22 protein-coding genes and 4 pseudogenes are annotated in these 20941 nt (G+C 54.6%); 12 read left to right on the forward strand and 14 right to left on the reverse strand.

Going from position 1 to position 20941, the window contains the following annotated elements; all coding sequences use genetic code 11:
- Positions 1 to 108: 108 nt before the first annotated feature.
- Complete coding sequence (argC, locus tag QMK51_RS16825; RefSeq protein WP_413817490.1) at positions 109 to 1038, forward strand: N-acetyl-gamma-glutamyl-phosphate reductase; 930 nt, start codon at positions 109 to 111, stop codon at positions 1036 to 1038.
- Positions 1039 to 1098: 60 nt separating this feature from the next.
- On the opposite strand, the gene QMK51_RS16830 is transcribed toward argC, so the two are convergent.
- Positions 1099 to 1890 (reverse strand): response regulator transcription factor, encoded by a 792-nt coding sequence (locus tag QMK51_RS16830; RefSeq protein ID WP_258696273.1) that lies wholly within the window; start codon positions 1888 to 1890, stop codon positions 1099 to 1101.
- A gap of 138 nt (positions 1891 to 2028) precedes the next feature.
- Here QMK51_RS16830 and QMK51_RS16835 point away from each other — a divergent pair, with 138 nt between their 5' ends.
- Together QMK51_RS16835 and tssI (QMK51_RS16840) are read left to right on the forward strand one after the other, a co-directional pair.
- Entirely contained in the window at positions 2029 to 3132 is a 1104-nt protein-coding gene (locus tag QMK51_RS16835) for a polyamine ABC transporter substrate-binding protein (protein WP_258696274.1), read from the forward strand.
- Positions 3133 to 3480: 348 nt separating this feature from the next.
- Complete coding sequence (gene tssI / locus QMK51_RS16840; protein WP_320390978.1) at positions 3481 to 4776, forward strand: type VI secretion system tip protein TssI/VgrG; 1296 nt, start codon at positions 3481 to 3483, stop codon at positions 4774 to 4776.
- 67 nt (positions 4777 to 4843) lie between these two features.
- On the opposite strand, the gene QMK51_RS16845 is transcribed toward tssI (QMK51_RS16840), so the two are convergent.
- From QMK51_RS16845 to QMK51_RS16855, 3 genes are all read right to left on the reverse strand, one after another.
- The gene (locus tag QMK51_RS16845; RefSeq protein WP_320390979.1) at positions 4844 to 5539 is read right to left on the reverse strand and encodes a tRNA (adenine(22)-N(1))-methyltransferase; all 696 of its coding nucleotides are present in this window, start codon (positions 5537 to 5539) and stop codon (positions 4844 to 4846) included.
- Between the two features lie 379 nt (positions 5540 to 5918).
- On the reverse strand, positions 5919 to 6665 hold the full coding sequence (locus QMK51_RS16850) for a substrate-binding periplasmic protein (protein ID WP_320390980.1): 747 nt from the start codon (positions 6663 to 6665) through the stop codon (positions 5919 to 5921).
- A gap of 172 nt (positions 6666 to 6837) precedes the next feature.
- A complete protein-coding gene (locus tag QMK51_RS16855; RefSeq protein WP_258696278.1) occupies positions 6838 to 7749 on the reverse strand; it encodes a LysR family transcriptional regulator in 912 nt (303 codons plus the stop codon).
- A 121-nt stretch (positions 7750 to 7870) separates the two neighbouring features.
- Between QMK51_RS16855 and QMK51_RS16860 the strand changes: the two genes are divergently transcribed.
- Genes QMK51_RS16860 through QMK51_RS16870 form a run of 3 tightly spaced genes read left to right on the forward strand, consistent with a single transcriptional unit; the run spans position 7871 to position 9901 of the window.
- Complete coding sequence (locus tag QMK51_RS16860; RefSeq protein ID WP_258696279.1) at positions 7871 to 8287, forward strand: ester cyclase; 417 nt, start codon at positions 7871 to 7873, stop codon at positions 8285 to 8287.
- A 10-nt stretch (positions 8288 to 8297) separates the two neighbouring features.
- The gene (locus tag QMK51_RS16865; protein ID WP_320390981.1) at positions 8298 to 9341 is read left to right on the forward strand and encodes an SDR family oxidoreductase; all 1044 of its coding nucleotides are present in this window, start codon (positions 8298 to 8300) and stop codon (positions 9339 to 9341) included.
- 17 nt (positions 9342 to 9358) lie between these two features.
- Positions 9359 to 9901: a histidine phosphatase family protein gene (locus QMK51_RS16870; protein WP_320390982.1), complete on the forward strand. Its 543-nt coding sequence runs from the start codon at positions 9359 to 9361 to the stop codon at positions 9899 to 9901.
- Positions 9902 to 10083: 182 nt separating this feature from the next.
- Here the strand turns inward: QMK51_RS16870 and QMK51_RS16875 are convergent.
- Positions 10084 to 10323, reverse strand: a pseudogene (locus QMK51_RS16875) (hypothetical protein); the annotation flags it as partial.
- 111 nt (positions 10324 to 10434) lie between these two features.
- Between QMK51_RS16875 and QMK51_RS16880 the strand changes: the two are divergent.
- On the forward strand, positions 10435 to 10647 hold the full coding sequence (locus tag QMK51_RS16880) for an AbrB/MazE/SpoVT family DNA-binding domain-containing protein (protein WP_320390983.1): 213 nt from the start codon (positions 10435 to 10437) through the stop codon (positions 10645 to 10647).
- A 208-nt stretch (positions 10648 to 10855) separates the two neighbouring features.
- Here QMK51_RS16880 and QMK51_RS16885 read toward each other — a convergent pair whose 3' ends face one another.
- From QMK51_RS16885 to QMK51_RS16910, 6 genes are all read right to left on the reverse strand, one after another.
- On the reverse strand, positions 10856 to 11119 hold the full coding sequence (locus QMK51_RS16885) for a PAAR domain-containing protein (protein WP_320390984.1): 264 nt from the start codon (positions 11117 to 11119) through the stop codon (positions 10856 to 10858).
- Positions 11120 to 11194: 75 nt separating this feature from the next.
- Entirely contained in the window at positions 11195 to 11494 is a 300-nt protein-coding gene (locus tag QMK51_RS16890; RefSeq protein WP_320390985.1) for a hypothetical protein, read from the reverse strand.
- Between the two features lie 110 nt (positions 11495 to 11604).
- Positions 11605 to 11844: a hypothetical protein gene (locus QMK51_RS16895; protein WP_320390986.1), complete on the reverse strand. Its 240-nt coding sequence runs from the start codon at positions 11842 to 11844 to the stop codon at positions 11605 to 11607.
- A gap of 27 nt (positions 11845 to 11871) precedes the next feature.
- The gene (tssI, locus tag QMK51_RS16900; RefSeq protein ID WP_320390987.1) at positions 11872 to 13602 is read right to left on the reverse strand and encodes a type VI secretion system tip protein TssI/VgrG; all 1731 of its coding nucleotides are present in this window, start codon (positions 13600 to 13602) and stop codon (positions 11872 to 11874) included.
- A gap of 130 nt (positions 13603 to 13732) precedes the next feature.
- A complete protein-coding gene (locus QMK51_RS16905; RefSeq protein ID WP_074687775.1) occupies positions 13733 to 14248 on the reverse strand; it encodes an Hcp family type VI secretion system effector in 516 nt (171 codons plus the stop codon).
- 467 nt (positions 14249 to 14715) lie between these two features.
- Complete coding sequence (locus QMK51_RS16910) at positions 14716 to 15018, reverse strand: hypothetical protein (protein WP_320390988.1); 303 nt, start codon at positions 15016 to 15018, stop codon at positions 14716 to 14718.
- 506 nt (positions 15019 to 15524) lie between these two features.
- On the opposite strand from QMK51_RS16910, the pseudogene QMK51_RS16915 reads away from it, so the two are divergent.
- From QMK51_RS16915 to QMK51_RS16930, 4 genes and pseudogenes are all read left to right on the forward strand, one after another.
- Positions 15525 to 16224: pseudogene (locus QMK51_RS16915) on the forward strand (transposase).
- Between the two features lie 200 nt (positions 16225 to 16424).
- Positions 16425 to 16535, forward strand: a pseudogene (locus QMK51_RS16920) (IS630 family transposase); the annotation flags it as partial.
- A gap of 216 nt (positions 16536 to 16751) precedes the next feature.
- Positions 16752 to 17177, forward strand: coding sequence for a glucosaminidase domain-containing protein (locus QMK51_RS16925; protein ID WP_320390989.1), 426 nt, complete (start codon positions 16752 to 16754; stop codon positions 17175 to 17177).
- The gene (locus tag QMK51_RS16930; protein WP_320394589.1) at positions 17165 to 17626 is read left to right on the forward strand and encodes a hypothetical protein; all 462 of its coding nucleotides are present in this window, start codon (positions 17165 to 17167) and stop codon (positions 17624 to 17626) included. The genes QMK51_RS16925 and QMK51_RS16930 overlap by 13 nt, the downstream gene beginning before the upstream one ends.
- Positions 17627 to 17650: 24 nt before the next feature.
- Here the strand turns inward: QMK51_RS16930 and QMK51_RS16935 are convergent.
- Positions 17651 to 17966 (reverse strand): annotated as a pseudogene (locus tag QMK51_RS16935) (site-specific integrase); the annotation flags it as partial.
- A 200-nt stretch (positions 17967 to 18166) separates the two neighbouring features.
- A complete protein-coding gene (locus QMK51_RS16940) occupies positions 18167 to 18562 on the reverse strand; it encodes a VOC family protein (protein WP_320390990.1) in 396 nt (131 codons plus the stop codon).
- Between the two features lie 754 nt (positions 18563 to 19316).
- Between QMK51_RS16940 and QMK51_RS16945 the strand changes: the two genes are divergently transcribed.
- Positions 19317 to 19652, forward strand: coding sequence for a cytochrome c (locus tag QMK51_RS16945; RefSeq protein WP_320390991.1), 336 nt, complete (start codon positions 19317 to 19319; stop codon positions 19650 to 19652).
- 551 nt (positions 19653 to 20203) lie between these two features.
- On the opposite strand, the gene QMK51_RS16950 is transcribed toward QMK51_RS16945, so the two are convergent.
- Positions 20204 to 20809, reverse strand: coding sequence for a tautomerase family protein (locus QMK51_RS16950; RefSeq protein ID WP_320390992.1), 606 nt, complete (start codon positions 20807 to 20809; stop codon positions 20204 to 20206).
- Positions 20810 to 20941: the final 132 nt, after the last annotated feature.

The following is a 20941-nucleotide window of genomic DNA, read 5'->3' on the forward strand; positions in this document are numbered from 1 at the left end:
ACTCCTTATTCAGAAAAGCTGAATCTCATCGTCTGGAAATTCAACTTTTCCTATCTTAACGCTTCGCTGAAGATTGGACTCCTGATTACCTGTATCCGAGAGCATTCCATGGCAAGTTCCCTTGTATTCATCGACGGCGACCAAGGCACCACCGGGCTGCAAATTCATCAACGCTTACGCGACCGGAGCGATCTGCGGCTTATCACACTCAGCCCCGAATATCGCAAGGACCCGCAACGTCGCGCCGAAGCCATCAATAACTGCGACATCGCGATTCTCTGCTTGCCCGACCAAGCCGCGCGCGACGCTGTAGCTACCATCGAAAACCCCGCCGTTCGGGTGATCGATGCGAGTTCGGCGCACCGCACCCACCCAGACTGGACCTATGGCTTCGCAGAGATGAGTCCGCAGCACGCCCAACGCATCGCCGTCGCGCGACGGGTCAGCAATCCCGGTTGCTATCCAACGGGGGCGATAGGCTTGCTGCGCCCACTACTGGAGGCCGGATTACTGCCCAGGGATTACCCGATGAACATTCATGCCGTGTCGGGTTATTCCGGGAAAGGCCGTGTCGGCGTTGAAGAGCATGAGGGAGAAGGCGCAGCACAGGCGTCGGCGTTTCAGGTCTATGGGCTGGGGCTGGCACACAAACATATTCCAGAGATTCAGCAGCAAAGCGGTCTGACGGAGCGGCCGATATTTGTGCCGGCCTATGGCGCTTTTCGGCAGGGGATCGTACTGACCATCCCCTTGCAAACCCGGTTGTTGGCGCCAGGTGTGAGTGCGGTGCAGTTACATGGGTGTCTGATGCGGCACTACGTCAATGCGAGCCATGTACAGGTGATGTCGATGCAGGAGGCTAAAGCGTTGACGTCTCTTGATCCTCAGGCACTTAACGGGACTGATGGTTTGCGATTGTCAGTGTTTGAGAATGATGAGACGGGGCAGGTTTTGTTGGCTGCGGTGTTTGACAATCTTGGGAAGGGAGCAGCTGGAGCGGCGGTGCAGAATCTGGATTTGATGCTTGCAGGAACATGACTCCGATTACCGCGCAAATCAGCGTGATGTCCTCGCAATGTCCAGACTAAAACGCTGATTTCAACTTACAGGGAAAACATCCTGTTTCGGCATAAAAAATCGAGCAAACAGTTCGGATTGTGACTTGATACTTAACTTGGCGTAAATATTGCGACGGTGAACTTTTATTGTTTCCACCGAGAGGGAAAGCTTTCCGGCTATCTCCTTATTAGAGAAGCCACTAAGCAATAATCTGAGCACATCACTTTCGCGCGCTGTTATTTGCGTACCCAGCTGGGTAATCGTTTCTGGCCATAGCGGTGGCTCGGTGAGATTTTTCTCTACGTCAAGTTCAAAACACATGCGCTGATGCATCAATGCAGTCACCCATGGCTTGATAATATCAAGCATTGTTATTTGTTCTTGACTAAAACGAACTTCACTGCCAACGGAAATGCATAACGTTCTATCGGCGTCGAGCTGGACATTGTACTGAGCCTCATCCACAGAGATGTATTGTGCAAAATATTGATGGTAATACTCAGTTTCAAGAAAGTACTCCGGCGCAATATCCAGCAGATGAAAGAAACCGCTCTGTGGATTTTCCCGATTAGCGATATAAAATGGATCCAGCAGATAAAGCCCCTTCACATAGCGATGAGTGAACGCGTCTACCTCCTCCGCATCTGCTATCTCAGGAAGACTAACAACTTGCACTTGCTGACTGCTAAAGATCAATACAACCCAATTATCGATTTGGACATATTCATTCAATATACGAACAAGTGAACTCCAGAATTCTGGACGGTTCAACTGCATGATCAGCTTCCCAATCGAGCGGTGCCAAGCCAGGCTATGAAGGTCGAACGGCATTTTCTACCCCTTTAGGGTTAGGGATTCGTAGATCAGAGGTAAGTATTCGTAGGTATTTACTATTCGGTAATGCCCGGTATATTCACTTTCAGGGTTTACGATGGCCATGAGGGCACGTCGTCTTGACAAGGATGTTGCATGAGAAAATCACATTTGCGAACCATTTTTTCAGCCTCGCTTCTCTGTGCAGGGATAAGCACATCAGTAGGGGCTGTAGAGCCTGGGATGTATCTGTATAACTGGTTCGGGTTTATCGCTCCGGAGACCCCAAAGGAGTTCGAGCAGGAAACCGGCACCAGAGTGCATATGGATGCGTTCGACAGCGCCGAAATCATGCAGAGCAAGGTAATGGCTGGGCGCACGGGGTATGACGTGATTGTCGCTACCTCCAATGTGTTGCCAAGCCTGATCCAGGCGGGAGTGCTTCAGCCGCTGGATCGTGATCAACTGAGCAATTTGTCACATATCGATCCTGATATCTTGTCCCAGGTCGCGGTCAATGATCCTGGTAATCGCTACGCTGTGCCCTATTTATGGGGCACCACCGGCATTGGCTATGACGTTGATAAAGTCAAAGCGGCATTGGGTGATAATGCTCCGGTGAATAGCTGGGATTTGATCTTCAAAGAAGAAAACATCAGCAAGCTCCAGTCGTGTGGCGTGGCAATGCTCGACTCTCCAAGTGAGATCATTTCGATTGCTCTGCATTACCTTGGGCTCCCCAGCAACAGTAGGAACCCGGATGATTACCAGAAAGCTCAAGCCCTGCTGTTAAAAATCCGTCCCTACGTCCGCTATTTCGATTCATCCAAAATCGACGCTGACCTGGCTGACGGCAATATTTGTGCAGTTGTGGGATGGGCTAATGGTGCCCTTGCTGCGCAGGCCATAAACGAGAAGGCCAACACTGGACGCAAGATTACTTACAGCCTTCCTCGCGAAGGGGCGCTGGTCTGGTCGGAAAATCTGGTTCTGCTAAAAGACGCACCCCACCCGAAGGAAGGCATGGCGTTTATTAATTATATGTTGCAACCAAAAATCATTGCCAAGACCTCAAACCACACTCTGTATCCTAACGCCAATAAAGATGCCACTGAGTTTGTCGAACAGAAGCTGCGAGACAATCCCTGGATTTATCCAGACAAAAAGACCATTGCTACATTTGTTCCGCTTGAGTCACTACCATTGAAGCTGGAGCGAATCCGTACACGGATTTGGACCAAAGTGAAGAGTGGCGTGTGATTTGACTTGATTTGTCGCCTATTGCTAGATGCCAGTCTTTATTTTATACGTGGGCATGGGGCGAGCAGCAGGTTGAGGCTATTCATGTCCGGAAAGTAACACGCAAACGCCGATATCCAGGGGGCACTGAGCGAGTGGGTTAGTGCCTGTTACTCCATTTAGTCCGGTATTACCCAGGACGCTCTCCGGTTCATCGTTTAAACGCCCGGTGAAACGCACTCACCTCGCGCAATCGTTTGTAAAACTGACTGCTGAAGGTTCTTGCCCTGGGCTGGATTTACCCGGCTTCCTGACATTGCTGTCTGCGACAGCGTCAATTCAACACCTTATGTAAGAAGAGAACAGCGGATGTTCAGCCCAGCCAATCAGACGCCTTTCAGTTTGACAATCGACGGTTTTGAGCACGATTTTCAAGTGCTCGCATTCACCGGAGAGGAGGCGATCAGCAGGCCTTACCTCTTCAACGTGGAGCTTGTTAGCGAGCGGTCTGACCTGGATCTCGAAAGCCTCTTCGACATAGAGGCTTTTCTGACATTCGACACGAAGGGCAACGGCATTCATGGACGGGTCTATCACATCGCTCAAAGCGGTAATGATCAGCGTTTGACGCGCTACAGCCTGGCCCTCGTACCGCACCTGTCCTACTTGCGCCACCGCATCAACCACAGGATCTATCAACAGTTCTCGGTGCCGAAAATCGTCGCCTTGATACTGGAAGAGCACGGGATCCTGGGCGACGCTTGTCGGTTTCATCTGGGGTCGACCTACCCCGAGCGTGACTACTGTACTCAGTACGACGAAACGGATTTGCACTTTATTCAGCGCTTGTGCGAAGAAGAAGGTATTCACTTCCACTTCCAACACAGCGCTCAAGGCCACGTGCTGGTCTTTGGCGATGATCAGGCGGTTTTTCCCAAGATCGGGCAACCCACTGCTTATAGACAAGAGAGCGATAGGGTGGCCGACGAGCCACTGATCAAGCGCTTCAACCTTCGCCTGGGGAGGAACGAGCAACAGCTAGACATGGAATACGATGACAAGCTGGAGCGTTTCGCAGGTCATGAGCACGGCAAGCAGATGCGTCTGCGTGCCATGGAGCGCCGCCACGCGGCTTATCGTCAAGCTGAAGGGCAAGGTGACCAGACCCGGTTAGTCAGTGGCCATGTTCTGGAAATCTCAGACCACCCGCGCCAAGAGTGGAACGACCTATGGCTACTGACTCAGGTCATCCACGAAGGCAAGCAACCACAGGTATTGAGTGAGAACGTCGCCAGTGGCAACACTGACAACGAGGATGACTTTCATCAGGGTTACCGCAACCGCTTTGTGGTTCTTCCGTGGGACGTGTTCTATCGTCCGCCTTTGGCTCACAGGAAACCTCAGGTGCCAAGCAACCAGACCGCTGTGGTCATCGCTCTGGAGGACGAGGAGATCCAGTGTGATCAGCCCCTCGGACGGGTCAAGGTCAAGTTCCCCTGGGACCGCGAAGATAGATTTGACGACAAGAGTAGTTGTTGGCTGAGGGGGGCCTCCAATTGGAGTTGTGAAATGACGCCCCCCCGAACGGGAATGGAAGTCATGGTCACATTTCTCGAAAGCGACCCCGATCAACCACTGATAAGCAGTTGCCAGTGTTGTCGCTAACCGCAAACCCTATCAGGGCAGCAACAGCCAGGTTGAAATTTACCCGTGCAATTACTCAGTCAAGGGCTCAAGCCAGCAGCTCGGTGATCCACCGTGCCTGCCGGGCCACGTCCTGCACCTTCTCCTCGGGCACGGCCTGCCGCGCCCGGGCGAAGTTACTCAGGGTCCGCTGCTTCTCGCGCAGCACGCGCTGCCACTTGACCAGGAACGCCGGGCTGCGGGCCTGCATCTGCAGCGGGCCGAAGTACAACTCCTCGGCGGTGTACATCACCGGCCCGGCGCGCTCGGCGACGATGATTTCGTAGTCGAAGCGGTTTTCCCGCAGCACTTCCTCGCAGAAGATGCGGTAACCATTTTCCATCAGCCATTGGCGCAGTGGCTGCTCGCCGCCGTTGGGCTGCAGGATCAGGCGCTCCTGGCCGCTCAAACGCGCCTTGCCGCTGTCGAGGATGTCGCGGATTGTCTCGCCACCCATGCCGCAGATGCTGATCGCCGTGATCCTGTCTCCCGGCTCGATCGCCGCCAGGCCATTGGCCAGGCGCACGGTAATCCGCTGGTCCAGGCCGTTCTCCCGCACAGTGCGTTCGGCCGAGCGAAACGGCGTCAATGCCACCTCGCCGGCCACCGCCGCCGCGATGGCGTCACGGCGCATCAACGCCACAGGCAGGTAGCCGTGATCCGAGCCGATATCGGCCAGGCGCGCACCTGCTGGCACATGCGCCGCCACGCGCTCCAGGCGCATGGACAATGTCTGTTCGTTCAACTGCAGCCCCTTTTCACCACGAACGTCCGGCACCTTTGGCCAGATTCGGGCGCGATTCTGTCGAGCAACGCCGTGCATTTCAAATTTATGCGATCAGGGCCATGGCTCGACTCGTCCCTACCGCTTGCGTATCGGCCCAAAGCGAACCCTGGTTATGGGCCGCTTTTGGTCGACCGTTGCGCAGGCTGAGAGACTGCAATGGGTCGGTAGCGACCGGAAGAAATCCCTGGTTTTTCCCCCGATTGGGTTGCTATAGATGACCTGAAACAGCCCCGTATTTTTGGCTGACTTCGGCGCCCGCCGATTTCTGAAAGCGATCACCTGAGCAAAACACACTGTGTGAAGTAATGCGGGGCGGGCTTTCGCCGGTGCCACGTTTTTATTTCCCGATGGGTTGCTCGTATCGACGCTGAATGCGCTCCAACTCGCCAGAATGGCGCAGCTGCTCCAGGGCGCTGGCCCACGCGGCTACCCGTTCGTCTTCACAGTCGAGGCTGAAGGCAATGTACAGCGATGAACGGTAAAGCTCGATGGGAATCTGTCGCAGCGTGCCGGGGGCGATGTTCAACTGGCGGCTGTAGTAAGCCACCCCCGCATCGGTGTCGCCGACGATGATGTCGGTGCGCCCGGCGAGCAGCATGCGGTAGAGCTGCTGGCTCTCGGTTGCACTTCTGTCCAGGTTGTTGAAACCCAGCGACCGCAGCATCTCGGGCACCAGGCCGGCATGTCGGGTGGTGATCTGCGGGACCCGCAGCAGTTGTTCCAAGGAGTTCACCGGCGACGCTTTGGCCAACTGATAGGGGTGAATGGACTCTTCCACGATCGGTCCGACCCACTTGTACAACGGCTCGCGCTCCGCCGTGCGGAACAGGGAGTACATGATAGTCTTGCGCCGGGTCTTCAATGCCTGGGTGGTTCGCATACTGGGCTGCAGTAGTACCTCAAAGTCATCCCCGGTCAGCGCCATGATGGCCCGAACGATCTCCGTGGTCATGCCGGTGAGCTGATTGTTCTCCAGGTAGTTGTACGGTGCCCACTCTTCGGTAACGACCTGATACTGCTCTGCCCTGACAACAGTGCCGAGCAATAGACAGAGCAGTGCTGCAGTAGGTGTCGAAAGTTTCACGTGTTCCTCTGATTGGCTGCTCGGTGTTTATGGGTGGACCTGATTAGAAGGGCAAGATAAGCATAGACCCGAACACGCGTCTATCGGCTGGTGCTGTCCCGTAGGCCTCCACGCGAAGCTTGGAAAAGATTCTACCAACGTCATCAATCTCTATCATTTTGACAAGCGCCCCCTATGCGCCCGTTTCGGGTCGCCCCAAGAAGTAACCTTCGACATTTTCTATGGAAAGGGCTTCAAGCAGCACCTGTTCCAGGATGGCAAAGAAACATTTGATGTGGGCCTGTTTCAATGCCTGAGGCCGGGTCACCAGATAGACTTCCATATCTGGAAGTTGGAGTTCCGGGAACAACCCGATCAGGTCCTTTGCCAGAATACGGGGCAGTACTGCCACACCCATGCCTCGCCTCACCGACTCGAGCTGAGCCGCGAATGAGTTCACGCTGATCTGCGCGCGTTCCAGCCCCGCGGCCTTTGCCGCACGCATTTGCGGCAACATGTCCAGCGGAGGAAGCAAGGCAATATTGACCGCAGTGGCCGGAGTCACCCCTGGAAACCGCTTCAGATAACCTGCATCGGCGAAGACACCGTAGGCGAGCCTGCCGATGGGTCGATAAATCAGCGACGGCTCGCCCAGATGAGCTGTGCGCACCGCAATGTCTGCCACGCCGCGGACGATCTTGTGGAAGTCGGCTGTTACCAGCAACTCCACCGAGCAACGCGGGTGAAGAGAGGTGAAGCGACTCGCGGCCTCCAGTACGTAAGACGAAAATCCCTCTCCTGCGCTGACCAGGACACTGCCCAATAGCTCTGTATGTAACCCGGAGATGCCAGCAACGGTTTGACGCCTCAAGCCCGCTTCCGCAGCTTGGGCAACTTCCACGAGGGATTGGCCCCGCGAGGTCAACCAGCATCCTTCAACGCCCCGCTCGACGAGTGGCTCGCCCAGGGCGCCCTCAAGTTGGGTCAACCGGCGAGACACCGTAGACGCCGCGATACCCAGCAACTGACCCGCTTGAAGAAAGCTGCCACGCCGCGAGACGGCCAACAGCAGACGAAGATCGTCCCAATTTGCTTGCAACGCCATGCTTCATATCTTCCCTGGTCTGCATATATGCAAAGCCATTATGCAGCAGTCGCTGTTTTTCGAAAGAGGCCTCAAAGGTATATCTACAGGCCTTCGAAACGAATGGAATGGAACGGAGTGTATGACTACTGGCCCCAACGACTTTGCGGAGCGCGCCGCCAGCGCCTTCAATCGCCGTGATGTGGAGGCGATGCTTGCGCTGGTTTGCGAAGACTTCATCTACTTCGATGGGATGGGGATGCAAACCGGTCGCGAATCCATGCGCAAGCGAGAAACCGCATTACTCGAAGCGTTCCCAGATGCCCAGCTAACCTTCAGCCCCTTTGCCGTTGCTGACGATCGTTTAGCACTGACCGCCTTCCTGACCGGCACCTTCACCGCACCATTGGTGATGCCGGACCGGGTGATTCCACCCCATGGCCGCCACATTGCCGTGTACTACGCCGCACATTTCACCTTCAAAGACGGGCTGGCCATCCGTGAAGAGGCCTTCTTCGACAGTGCGGTGTTGATGTCATTTTTTAGCCGATCAGGCTGAGGGTCAAGCAATGCAAAGTGTATTCGTTACTGGCGCAACCGGCTTGTTGGGCAACAACCTGGTGCGTGAATTGATCGCTCATGGCTGCGTGGTCAAAGCCCTGGTCCGTTCAAGAGCCAAAGGTGAACAGCAGCTCAACCATTTGCCGGGTGTGGAACTGGTGGTGGGTGACATGGCCGATGTCGACGCGTTCGCAGAGTCGATGCGAGGCTGCGATACGGTGTTTCACACCGCAGCGTTCTTTCGCGACAATTACAAGGGCGGCAACCACTGGGAGGCGCTCGAAAAAATTAATGTGTCTGGTACGCGGCGCTTGCTTGAGCAGGCCTACCGCGCCGGTGTACGCCGGTTCATCCATACGTCTTCCATTGCCGTGCTCGACGGCGCTCCCGGCACGTCAATTGATGAAACTTGCCTACGGGCCGAGGCTGACGCAGATGACTATTACCGTAGCAAGATCCTCGCCGACCGTGTCGTCTTGTCATTCCTGGAACGCCATCCCGATATGCATGCCTGCATGGTCCTGCCTGGCTGGATGTGGGGGCCTGCCGACATTGGCCCGACCTCCTCGGGACAGTTGGTCAACGACGTCGTACGCGGCAAATTGCCCGGGCTGATCCCCGGTAGCTTCTCCGTTGTCGATGCCCGCGATGTGGCATTGGCGCAGATTGCCGCAGCCAGACATGGGCGGCGAGGTGAACGCTATCTCGCGGCGGGCCGGAATATGACAATGCGTGAGCTGGTGCCTGTTCTTGGGCGTATAGCAGGCGTCAAGACACCCGCTCGACAACTACCGCTGCCCTTGCTATACACCTTGGCGGCTGTGCAGGAGCTCTATGCGCGTATTACCGGCAAGCCCATTCTGCTGAGCCTGGCCACGTTGCGCCTGTTGGTACGAGAGAAGGACCGCACCTGTTTCAACCACAGCAAGAGTGAACGAGAGCTTGACCTGAGTTTCCGGGCGCTAGAGCTGACAATCACCGACACCGTGGCGTGGTACCACGATCACGGTTGGTTTGAAACACATCAGTACAAGGACGTAAACATACTTTGAGCAGGAAAATAATCCTGATGCGTCACGGCCAGCCAAAGCTGGTCGCGACCGAAAAAATGTCAGCGCTCGATATGAAAGACTGGATCGAACACTACAACCGGTCCGAAATTATCAACCAACCCGTTCCTGATGCCAGCATGCAGCTCGCCACAGCCGCCACGGTGATTGTCTCAAGCAACGCGCCTCGTGCGCTGACCTCCGTCCGGGCTCTGGGCCTGAAGCCAGCCCTTGTCGACGCGCTTTTCTGTGAAGCGCAACTGCCTTATGGTCACTGGAAATGGCCAAGGCTATCGCCGTTTACCTGGGCATTTCTCCTTCGAGTCTTATGGTTGTGCGGATACTCACGCAGCGTTGAATCCGTCGGCACTGCAAGAATGCGCGCCAGCACGGCAGCTCAACGGCTTCAGTCCCTTGCCAGCGAAGGACCGGTTCTGCTGCTCGGTCATGGCTTTATGAATCGAATGATCGCCAAACAACTGGTGGCGGATGGATGGATCCGCCAAACACGTAACGGCAGCCGGTATTGGAGTGCGACGGTGTATCAATATGGCGGTGTTTAACGCAGGTCTGCCCTGGGCAACCAAGATAAATTTCGTCGTAAGGAGCACCCCACCTGCGCGCTGCTCATCGTGCCCTCCCCTCTGGGCCTGACTAGCAGTAGACACCCTCGAAGGTGTGATCAGTCGGGAGACGACAACGGGTCGGATAGCGACGGTCTAGCATCGACCGTCGCTATAGATGGTCAGACTTCCGTCTGTTCTGCCATTTCCAGGGCATCATCGACCTCGATTCCCAGGTATCTGACGGTGCTTTCAAGCTTCGTATGACCAAGCAGATGCATCCAAGCCTCTAGAACCGTTCGGGTTTGCTCAGTGATCTCAAATTGCACTGGGTGGTGGGTTTTCTGCTGCATCACGATGGCCCGTGACGACACATGTTCCCCATGGGCTATGTCTCGGACTCGCAGCTTGGTTAAGTCACAGGGCGTGGTGATTGCTATTCGGCCAGAAGCGATCACTGAGTTTCACCCATCGCACCATAACAAATCACGAGCATAATGATGCATCTCCAACGATGCAGCATGAGTCGGATCATGAGCGAAACCCAAAGCTGGGCAGTCAGGTGCCAAGACACCGCAGATGAAACTGGCGACGTCATCGTCGATTTGCCACCAGAACTATTCGCGAGCTTGGGCTTGGTCCTTGGTGACGAGCTGACAATCGAGGTGATTGATGGCGCGATAGTCCTGAAGCCGAAGCGCAATACATCCCCCAACCCCAATCCCTCGCCACTACCCGCCACCTAATTTACAAGCGGCTTAGCGCAGATGTGTGCTGACAGACGGCTTTCGCAGAAGCAGTCGCTCTGCGGTAAGTACCTGGCATCAACTTTCTCTACCCCAGCCTTGTAGAACTCGTCCGCGACCTTTTCTAAGTGAGCCTCTTTACAGACGGACTTCTCGCGACGAAAGGCCACTCAGCTCGGACGAATAGAAATATCCAAATAAGTGGGGATCAGCTAATCACTGCCCCCTTTGGAGCACTGGCAATCAGGCTGGCACCGCAGGCGGTTTTCATACCGTGCAGTGCAATGGGGGTTCCGTCGACGGTATAGGTACTGCTGCCCTCTGCAATGGGAAAAATCCCCTTGCACAGCGGGCAACTGACTTTGTGACCGACTCCCGCAATCGGTTTGCCATTCAGATCGGTTTGAGAGAAGGCCTCAAGCACCACTCCACCATGGCTTGTGGAGTCACCCAACCGGATTATGTCTTTCACGGTATCTCCCTGGTTTACTTGACCGCCTCAGGAATGTTGCAGTCTTCCCTATCAATCCCGATAGCCGTCAATCTATTACTTGCGCGTCCAGACGGATGCAGCGCCTGACGTTATCTCGGCAAGCTGGCCTTCACTGTCGTAGTGATAGAACCATTCATCTTCACCAGGCCAGCCATTGGCAATAGCCCGGCCGGACAGAACCTTACCTGTAGAAGAGTACTTATAGAGAAACACGGAAAACGCATCGCGGGCACTGACTCCGACATAGACCCTATCGCCGTCATCGAGCTGAAACAGCCTTCCAAGGCCTATTAACCTTGCGTCGAGTTTATCTCCACGATCCATCCCTTTAAAACCGACGGTACGAATCTCCAAGAAGGTATCCGCATGGTCGTATAGCATTGCCTGAATTGACTGCCCCCCCTTTTGCCCCGGAAGAACGGTAATCCTGTGGCGCCCCCCAGAAAATCCAGAGCAGTATTTCCCTAGCTCACGTGCTTCTTCCACACTCGAGTATTTTTTTTCATCAGCCTGGGCGTCGAAAACCCCATGCGTTCCGTGTCGTATGGTAAGTGCCCGAAATAATCGCCATCAGAAAATTTCCACTCATCCACTGACTCGCAACGCGCCAGATAGGCGTTGTACGAACCGGTTGCATCGAACGCTTGGAAACTTTTCCTCAGATTCTCAAGCGTCGTACGCACCTCAGGGATATCAAGCAACATCGTGATCTCCATCATGAACAACAACATTCATACGTTGCTTTCCATTGGCCACTTTCCATCCGCCCCCCAATATCTCGCAAAGCATTTTCGACATTTCCGCCACGTTTCTCGACCCCCTTCAATACCTGATAGATGAGCACGCACCGCACCATGGCGGTCAGTGCGCAGCTCGAAACCTTCACCGCGCGGCTGGCCACCGCTTGGACGCGGATGGGTGAGGTAACCGAGGTTGATCGCACTGGCCCCGTGATCACTGCGCAGCGCAATGCTGATCTCGCTGGTAGTGTCGTCGATGCGCAGTTCGTTGGCGCGACTGCCCTTGTATTCCTTGCTCTTGACCGTGGCCAGGGTCTTGAAGTCCGGCAGTTTGTACGGCGGCAGGTTCACGCCGTGGTACAGGCAACCGGTGATCAGCGGCTGGTCGGGATCGCCTTCGAGGAAGGTGATCAGCACTTCCATGCCGATGCGCGGCAGGTTGATCGAGCCGAAGTTCTGGCTGGCCCAGTTCGAGGCCACACGCATCCAGCAACTGGTCTTGTCGTCGTGCTGGCCTTCGCGGTCCCAGAAGAACTGCACCTTCACCCGACCGTACTGGTCGCAGAAAATCTCCTCGCCTTCAGGGCCGGTGACCACCGCGCTCTGGGTGCCGAGGACTTTCGGTTTCGGGTGCTCCAGCGGCGGACGGTACGGCACGTCCCAGGGAATGGCAGTGAACTGGTTGCGATAGCCCTGGTGGAAATCGTCCTTGAGGTCGGTGACGTCGCTGCTAATCACCTCCTCCAGCACCTGCGGCTGCTTGCCTTCGTGGAGGATTTCGGTGAGCAGCCACAGGTCGTTCCACGCCGGGTTGGCGTGTGCGGTCAGCGCGAGGAAATGCCCGCTGACCAGCAATGGCTGATCGCTGTTGCCTTCGGCCAGGCGGTAGCCGCTGCGATGGCGCTCGAGGGCGCGATTGGCCAGATGCTTGCCGCGTTCGCGATCGACGAAACGGCCGGGGTAATCGTAATCTTCGAGGTCCGGTTTCGCGGCGCTCTTGGCGTCACTTTCCAGCTCGATCTTCGGCTTGGTGAAATCGTAATCGCGCCGTGTGGTGCGACTGGTGCGGGTGGCCAGGCGCAAACCGAAACGCTTGATCACCGGCTGATCCGCCACCAGTCCAGTGTCCTGCTGATAGGCCACCGGCACCAGTTTCGGGAACACCGTCTGGTCGTCGCCGAACACCAGCAAGTGACCGCTGGCGCTGTGCTGGAAGTGGTAGTGAATGCCCTCCTCTTCACACAAGCGCTGCACGAAGTGCAGGTCGGATTCGTCGTACTGCACGCAGTAGATGCGTTCGGGATACACCGCACTCAGCTGGAACTTGTGCTCGCTGGCGAGGATGCCGTGTTCTTCCAGGACCTTGGCGATGATCTGCGGCACGGTCATTTGCTGGAAGATGCGCTGGTTGACTCGATGCGCCAGGTAAGCCAGTTGCGGACGCAGGGAAATCCGGTAACGGGTCAGGCGCTTGCCGGCCTCGCCCTGGGCGATGCTGTAGACCAGCCCGTGAATGCCGCTGCCCGAGGGGGACAACTGCAAAAAAGCCAGTTTGTGCAACACGCTTTCGAGGTTGATCGCGGCCTTTTCGCTGACCAGTTCCAGTTCGAATTCGAACGGCTGGTTCAGGCGCTCCCGGCCGGTGAAGGACAGCACCTGAAACAGGCTGTCCGCCCCATCGATGGTCAGGCTGAAATGGGTCTGATTGGCCGGTGCGAACATTCCGTGTTCCTCATGCGATGTTGCGGCACTCGTCGACGCCCGATGGCGATCAACGACTGCAAAAATTCTTCAGGAGTACCACCCGCCTCGGCCAGCTGTGCTGGCCGAGGGGTGAAACAGTCAGTCGCGATTAAACGACTGGAGCGCGCCAGTCATCGGAACCCGAAGTACCGGAGACTTCGTGGGTCCAGGTGATTTTGCGGTAGGTGAATTGCACTTCTTCCAGGTGCGTGAAGTGTGCGTTCGACGGATCCTGGCAGTTGTGCATCTTGTTGTTGATGGCGACGATGATCGCGTCTTCCAGTTTGGTGGTGTAGTAGTGCTCTTGGGTACCTTGAGCCGAAGTGCGGTACCACTGGATAACGATTTCGCTCATGCGCTCGCCGGAGGTCAGCGCCGCTTGCAGCAGTGGCGAGGACTTGTCGTAGACCTTGGTGATCACGACTGGCTTGTGTACACGCTGACCGGTCGGTTGGCCGGACTGTGGGTCACGCGGAATGATTACGTCGTGGCTGAAAGCCTGAACCATGACCTGGTCTTCGTGACCTTCCTGGTAGGTGTTGCCAACGGAGTCGGCGGTGAACGCGCCGGCAGTGATCAGGCCTTGTTTCTCGCCAGTAACGGACATGTACGCGGGTGTTGCCATGGGATGCTCTCCTTGCTCAAAAGACAGGACCGGACGGTGTGATTGCCTGCCCAGGTGTCGAAGGAGATATCAAAAGTCGCGCCAACCAGCATCTAACCATTAGGTATCAAGGGGTTAGATGGCCTCAGTGGTGACTTTTTCGACTTTCATGGTGAGAGACAGAAGAAAAGTGCGCAAGAAGTTGCGCAGTACTGCGCAACTTCTTGCGCACTTGGCTGTAGAGCATGAATTACGTGGCCTGTAGCGATGTATCAGGCTGATTTTGACCATTGAGTGCGCAACTTCTTGCGCACCTCCGCAATAGTCTTCATTCGAGGTCTACTCTGTTCGCGGAAGACGGACATCATGATAAACAACGGTCAATAGCCACCCTCGGAAACTGGCGGCTTTCGGCCAAGAACGGACATCGCGAGGACTGGCTTCTCGCCAGTCATGCATCATCGAAGGATGGACGAAAGCCAGTGCGCTTAGTGCGCACTAAACAACGCAAATACACCCACCACTGCCCACAGCACTGACACGTACTGCATGGGCACATAAAATAACGTGTGTTTCTTGCGAAAGACGACTTCTCCACCGCTGTCTTTGTCAATGTAGGTTTTGCCCGGCTGGTTATTCAGGCGGTGGCCAATATAGGCGTTGGCGGCCGCTCCAACCAATAGACCGACACCTAACCCGAGCCCATTAGGGAGCCCCGCGAAAGGCACCATGCAGAGCACCGGGATAAGAATCGAAAGAAGGCCCCATCCTTGCCAGACAATAAAAAACATAAAACGTCCCTGGTTAATTTTTGAGGCGCGCAATCTAACAAAGAAAAATGGATTACGGTAATAATTTGAAATATATTTCTTTAATAAACAGAGACTGCTTCACAATATTTGAGCAGCCAAGCCATTGGCTGGGGATTCCGAGGGATCACAGGCGATGAGGCAACCTTGAGTTACAGGGTTAACGTATAACAAGCCGTTCGCTTCGCTCTCTGGGACCGCGTACCGCGGCTCCTTAACCTAAATGTCAGGCAGTCATAAATATTGTAAGCATCCGGTAACACGCCTTCTTGAGGCCATCGCTTAATGATCAATTGCACTGACTTGACCACCCGTTCGCATTTAACTAACCCAGCGTTTGCATCGAACTTCAACGCCCAGTAAACAGCACCGGCAGAGGACGCCCCAAAGCTGACGGTGACGACAGGCAGAAATCGGCCCAGATTGCGTAAAAACGTCTTCGCGAACACTTGCTATGATTTCTGAGGATTTCATCGCAAGGATCGCCCATGAAGCGCTTTATCCAAGGTGAACATCGAGGCCAAGGCACCTTACTTACCGAGAGCCTCGACGACTACGTCAGCGATACCAATCCGGTGCGCGTAGTCGACGTCTTTATCGACGAACTCGATCTGGTCAATCTGGGTTTTGAAGGTGCCATTCCAGCCGATACTGGCCGGCCTCCTTACCATCCCGCGATCCTGCTGAAGATCTACATCTACGGCGATCTCAACCGCATCCAGTCGAGCCGACGTTTGGAGCGAGAAGCTCAGCGCAACCTCGAACTGATGTGGTTGACCGGGCGCTTGATGCCGGACTTCAAGACCATCGCCAACTTCCGAAAAGACAACAGCAAGACCATCCGAGGCGTCTGTCGCCAGTTCGTCGTGCTGTGTCAGCAATTGGGACTGTTCGGAGAACATCTGGACCCCGAGCACAGAACGACGAGTTCGACGCTGGGAACATGAAGACGTATTGGAGGAGATGCAGCTTCGGCTGAGCAAAGCGCCAGAGATGATGCGAGTCCGAAAACGGACGGTTGAACATTCCTTCGGGGCGCTCAAACAATGGATGGGTGCGACGCACTTCCTGACGCGAAAGCTGGCCGGGGTGAGTACGGAGATGAGCTTGAATGTGCTCGCCTACAACTTGAAACGGGTCATGAAAATCATCGGTACCCATCACTTGATGAAAGCGCTAACAGCCTAAAAACCGGCCTGTTTTTACGTGCCCCGATGATCTGGCGCGTTGCTGGGGCGGTTAGCTCATCAGGAATGGGACATCGTGCCTTGATCAGGCTACTAAGCCGGACAGTCGCTCAGCCTTGAAGATCGAAACGGGACCTAGCGTTTTTACACACTCCGGGCCAAAAGCAGCCAGTCGGATGTGTCTGGATAATCAGGGGCGATTCAGTTCGCGAATTGGAGAGTTCGATTACCACGTTCCTGGCATTGCGAAATGCGCAGCCAACCCGCTATGTGTGGAATGCGAAGGGAGAGGATATCTTGAACAATATATAGCGAGCCCGTAAGGCAATGGCCTCACAGGCTGGCGGGTAAGTTATTTTCAAAACAGCACACTAGCGAAAACTTTTAAGCACGACCGAATGGGGGTGTCATGCCATGAAGGCGCGAATTGATAGCGCCGTTGTTGCTGTAGGAGCATAATGGCATATCGAATAAACCTAACTTAAGGAGAGAGTTTTGGGCAATCCGTGTAATGCTGGATCGGCTGTAATGTTCGTAGTTAAACACCGTATCGCTGCGGAAACTCTAGCCAATCAGATTGACGTCCCGATCGAAAACATTCTTGGCCTTGCCGCACATGAGAGTCAATACGGGAAAGGTCGGTTCGCTACCGAGGGCAACAATTTTTTCTCGATGCACGCGCCAGCGCCTTTACAGACCGGCACGATAACGGCATTGGGCGATCCAAAAATGAAAGTTGCTGCTTTCGCCTCATTCTTACAGTCAGGGCAGTCTTTTTGGGCGCGAGTTGGGAGTGCAGTACGCGGTAAAAAAGATCCGGGCGAGTTTAGCAGAGCCCTTGTTACAAGCCACTTCAACACAGGCGATGCGAAGACGGGCGGGCGCTTTGGGTATGCGAAACTTGTGGAAGACGCAATTGGTATGGTGAAAGCGAGAATGCAATGCGGTACATAAGTCGGCTGCAAGTATTGGTGGTTGCTGCTGCCCTGTTGGCCTGTTCGTCCGTGCTTGCGGAATCACTCAACGCAAAGAACATTCGGCCTTCCGGCTTGACAGCGGATCAAGCCAAGCAGGTTCTGCTTGTGGTACTGAAACACCAGCACTACAAGATGTCAAACCCGGATATGTGGATTGACGGTCCATGGCAGGGCGAAGAGAAAGGGACTCTGTTTCGTGCGGGATACTATGACTTCGGTTTGGTGTTCAATAACCCAAAAGGCGCGGCGTCCAATGTACTGGGCCATTTCGCGGTTAACATCTTAACCGGTGATGTGTGGGAAACCGAAAGCTGCGAACGCTTCAGTTCCGCCACCTTATCGGGAATTCAAAAACGCATTTCCGTGCAGACTGGCAAAAAACTCGCTAACGAAGAGGTGGCACGCAGCGAGATAGGCTGCGAGTAGCTGACTACCTTTTTTGATTGGGTGATAGCCGGCGATGATTTCAGCGGAGAGCGCAGCCAGTGAGTATTTGCCCAGGTGCTCGATGAACTTCTTGGCTTTCGAGGTTTCGCCACGCTGAGTGGTGGGCTTCTGGGTTGGGGTAATTGAGGGCTGCTTCCAGCGTCATGCACTCGGAGCCGCTGCGCTGTGTGTACGCACCTCTGACCATTTCGTCTTCGGTACGCCGAGACCAGTCCTCCGCATCACTCTTGGTACGGAAGGTTTTAGCCATGGTTGGCCAGCCAGTTTTGCGAGCCAGAGCCTTCCTGGTGTCTGACGGAGTTTTGACGAGAGTTGCCATGAGAGGGTGCTCCTAGGCGGCTGGCGAGCAAGCACTGTGCCTAATTGAGCCCCTAGGACCGCATCCGCGGTGGCCGATCCAAAAACACGAAAGCCGCGCAATGCGCGGCTTTGAGTTTGGTGGGCCCACACGATAAGCGTCTGCCCAAGTCACCTTGCGTGACTCAGCCCCCCCCTGAGTCGGCAACCAGAAGTCGAAGGTCAGTCAGCGCTGTGACATACGCAACATATCTTGTTGCCGTCGGGGTCTCTGATGTAAGCACCGTAATAATCCGGAGAGTACTGAGGACGCAGCCCTGGTGCGCCTTCGTCTGATGCCCCGTTAGCCATAGCGATCACGTAGAAGTCATCAACCTGCGCCCGCGTTTGGGCTTCGAACGCAACCATCGACCCGTTACCTGGTGTCGCGCGTTCGCCATTTAGAGGGCTATAGATGCAGAACGCCGTACCTGAGTCAGTCGTGCTTTGGGTGAATAGAGCGCGTTCAGGATTGTGCTTGAGGGCAAGCAACGTGATGCCTAGCGGTGTAAGTAGCCGCCCATAGAAGTTTGTGGCGCTGGCGAGGTCGTTGGTGCCGATTGTGACATGGCTGTACATGAGGCGCTCCGATGGGATTAGGGTATGCGTCCACCCAACTTAACTTGTGTAAGCAGGTAGCGCGTCAGCGCTACCCAGAGTTTAAGGCTGAATCGGCAATCGGCCGATTCTGTTGAAAAAGTCGGCCATGGTTTGCGCATCAGAAAAGTACGCGTCCGAGATTGAAATCTTTACTTTTGGCAGAGGCTTCCGGCTCGGATTTCACGTAGCAGCGTGCAAAAAAGGCGTTTTCACCAGTCAATGATCGGGCAGTTTGGGCAGACCGACTTTTTCAATAGAATCGGCCAGAAGCAGTCAATCGCTAAAACTCCAGCGCCCCAAATGGGCCGCTTTTTCTGCAGCTCTGCACGACTGGATAGCTAAGCGGCGCGAACACGCGTCGAATACCTAAAATCCTTTAATCGTCTCACACCATGAACAAGACACGGAGAGCCCTATGGAGTAGCGCAAACACATTTGCGGCACAGACGAGATCAGAGCTCACGTTCAGGACGGTAGCGAGCTTAAGTACTGGGCACAAAAAATGTGTGGTTTCCAAGAATGAGATACGATCAGCCGTCAAGGAGGCTGGCGAGTCGCTTACCGCAGTCCAGCGGCAGATCAAGCTAATCCAGCCCGCATGAGAAAGCAGTCCGGCCGAGCGTCGGGATTCGCTACCTGAAGTCCTCTCGCCCATCGTCATTCGCCTCCTGCTACGCTCTCACTTAGCGCCCCTAAGCAGCTCACGTCATCGTTGGGTCGCCTGGAGCCTAAAATGAAATGCGCATTTCTGACGTTTATAGCCCTACTCACCTGCTCATCGGCAATGGCATCACCGCCAGATGGTGAAAAACTTTTTCAAGATAACTGCATTGTTTGTCACGGGCCTCGAGGCGCGGGAGGATCGGCACCTAAGCTGGCCGGAGATGCCAGTGAGTGGAAATCAAAAGTTTTTGAGCGAGCCGTGCTGAGCGGAATCGACGACCATGGGAAGCCTCTGAAGGCGCCAATGCCGCATTGGGCTAGCGCTAGCTTCAAATCTGACAACGGTGTAAAGCCAGGCAAACTTGAAATTGATGCAATTCAGAAATACCTGCATCAGCAAAAGTAGTGTGTTTGCTTCGACCAAATGCTTTCATTTCGGCGACATGCTTTTCACGCAGTGTTCACAGAATGGAGCGCAGATTACCCCTGCTCCTTTGAAGAATTCCCATTTGGCCCGCCCGCGTGCGGGCCATTTTTTTGGCTGCTACGCTTTCCTAATTCAAAGGAGAAGTGGCCATGCCTGACGTCTATGTTTCGCATCTTCGGCAGCTTCATCGACGCTGAGCAGAAAGAGTGGTTGGCATCCCACAAACCTAAACGCGCCCAAGGCATCTAGTAGTACGGATGGAGCTGGGCTACGTTAGGTCGGGAGGCTACCTGTTATGGAGGGCTGCTTTGGGGCGTCCTCTGCCGGTGCTGTTTACTGAGCGTTGAAGTCCGATGCAACCGCTGGGTTAGTTAAATGCGAACGGGTGGTCAAGTGCAATTGATCATTAAGCGATGGCCTCAAGAAGGCATGTTGCCGGACGCTTACAATATTCATGACTGCCTAACGTTTAGGTTAAGGAACCGCGGTACGCGGCTCCAGAGAGCGAAGCGAACGGCTTGAACCGCTTGTTATACGTTAACCCTGTAACTCAAGGTTGCCTCATCGCCTGTGATCCCTCGGAATCCCCAGCAATGACTTGGCTGCTCAAATATTGTGATTTCAACGTCAACCGGATTTATAGCCAAGTTTCGCTCAAAGGCTGTAAATATTTGCTTTATGAGCTTCTTTTTTGTTTCTTCCGTTCGCCCAGAAATCATGCTTATTTCGATTACTGTGTATTTTTCAGATCTACCGCCGGGGTAATAAAAATTAGTTTTATCTAGCGGGACGAAACGGTGAGCACGCTTGTCTTCGGGCAACCCAAGAACAGTAGTCATGCAATTATGTAGCACATCGGACATCTGTTCTTTTTTGGCATTTAAATTGTAGTCAATTCCATAGATGGTGATCATTGCGATTCCTTGCAAGTGTATAACTACTATTAGATGACATGCCATATCACGATTCTTGTCGCGATGGTGTGTCGTATAACGTTCCTTGTCGTCCTGTAAGTCCTTCTCTAGCTTAGAGGTGGTCGCGGTAAATGCGACATTGCTCAGGGAGAAACGCGACATGGATGACGGTAAGCCCTGCTGCCCTCTAGAGTCGAAAGCAGCATCCGTGACACTACTCATTTGCCATCACCGTGTCCACTGTCCACTTTAGGCTATAGCGGACACTCAGAGCGTCCAAAATTAACCACTAAATAATACCTTTCCCTTCCGGTATCAGGGCGACTGTCTTGGCTAATTTCAAGAGGTTTGATC

The sequence above is a fragment of the Pseudomonas sp. P9_31 genome (genome assembly GCF_034008235.1).
GTDB lineage: Bacteria > Pseudomonadota > Gammaproteobacteria > Pseudomonadales > Pseudomonadaceae > Aquipseudomonas.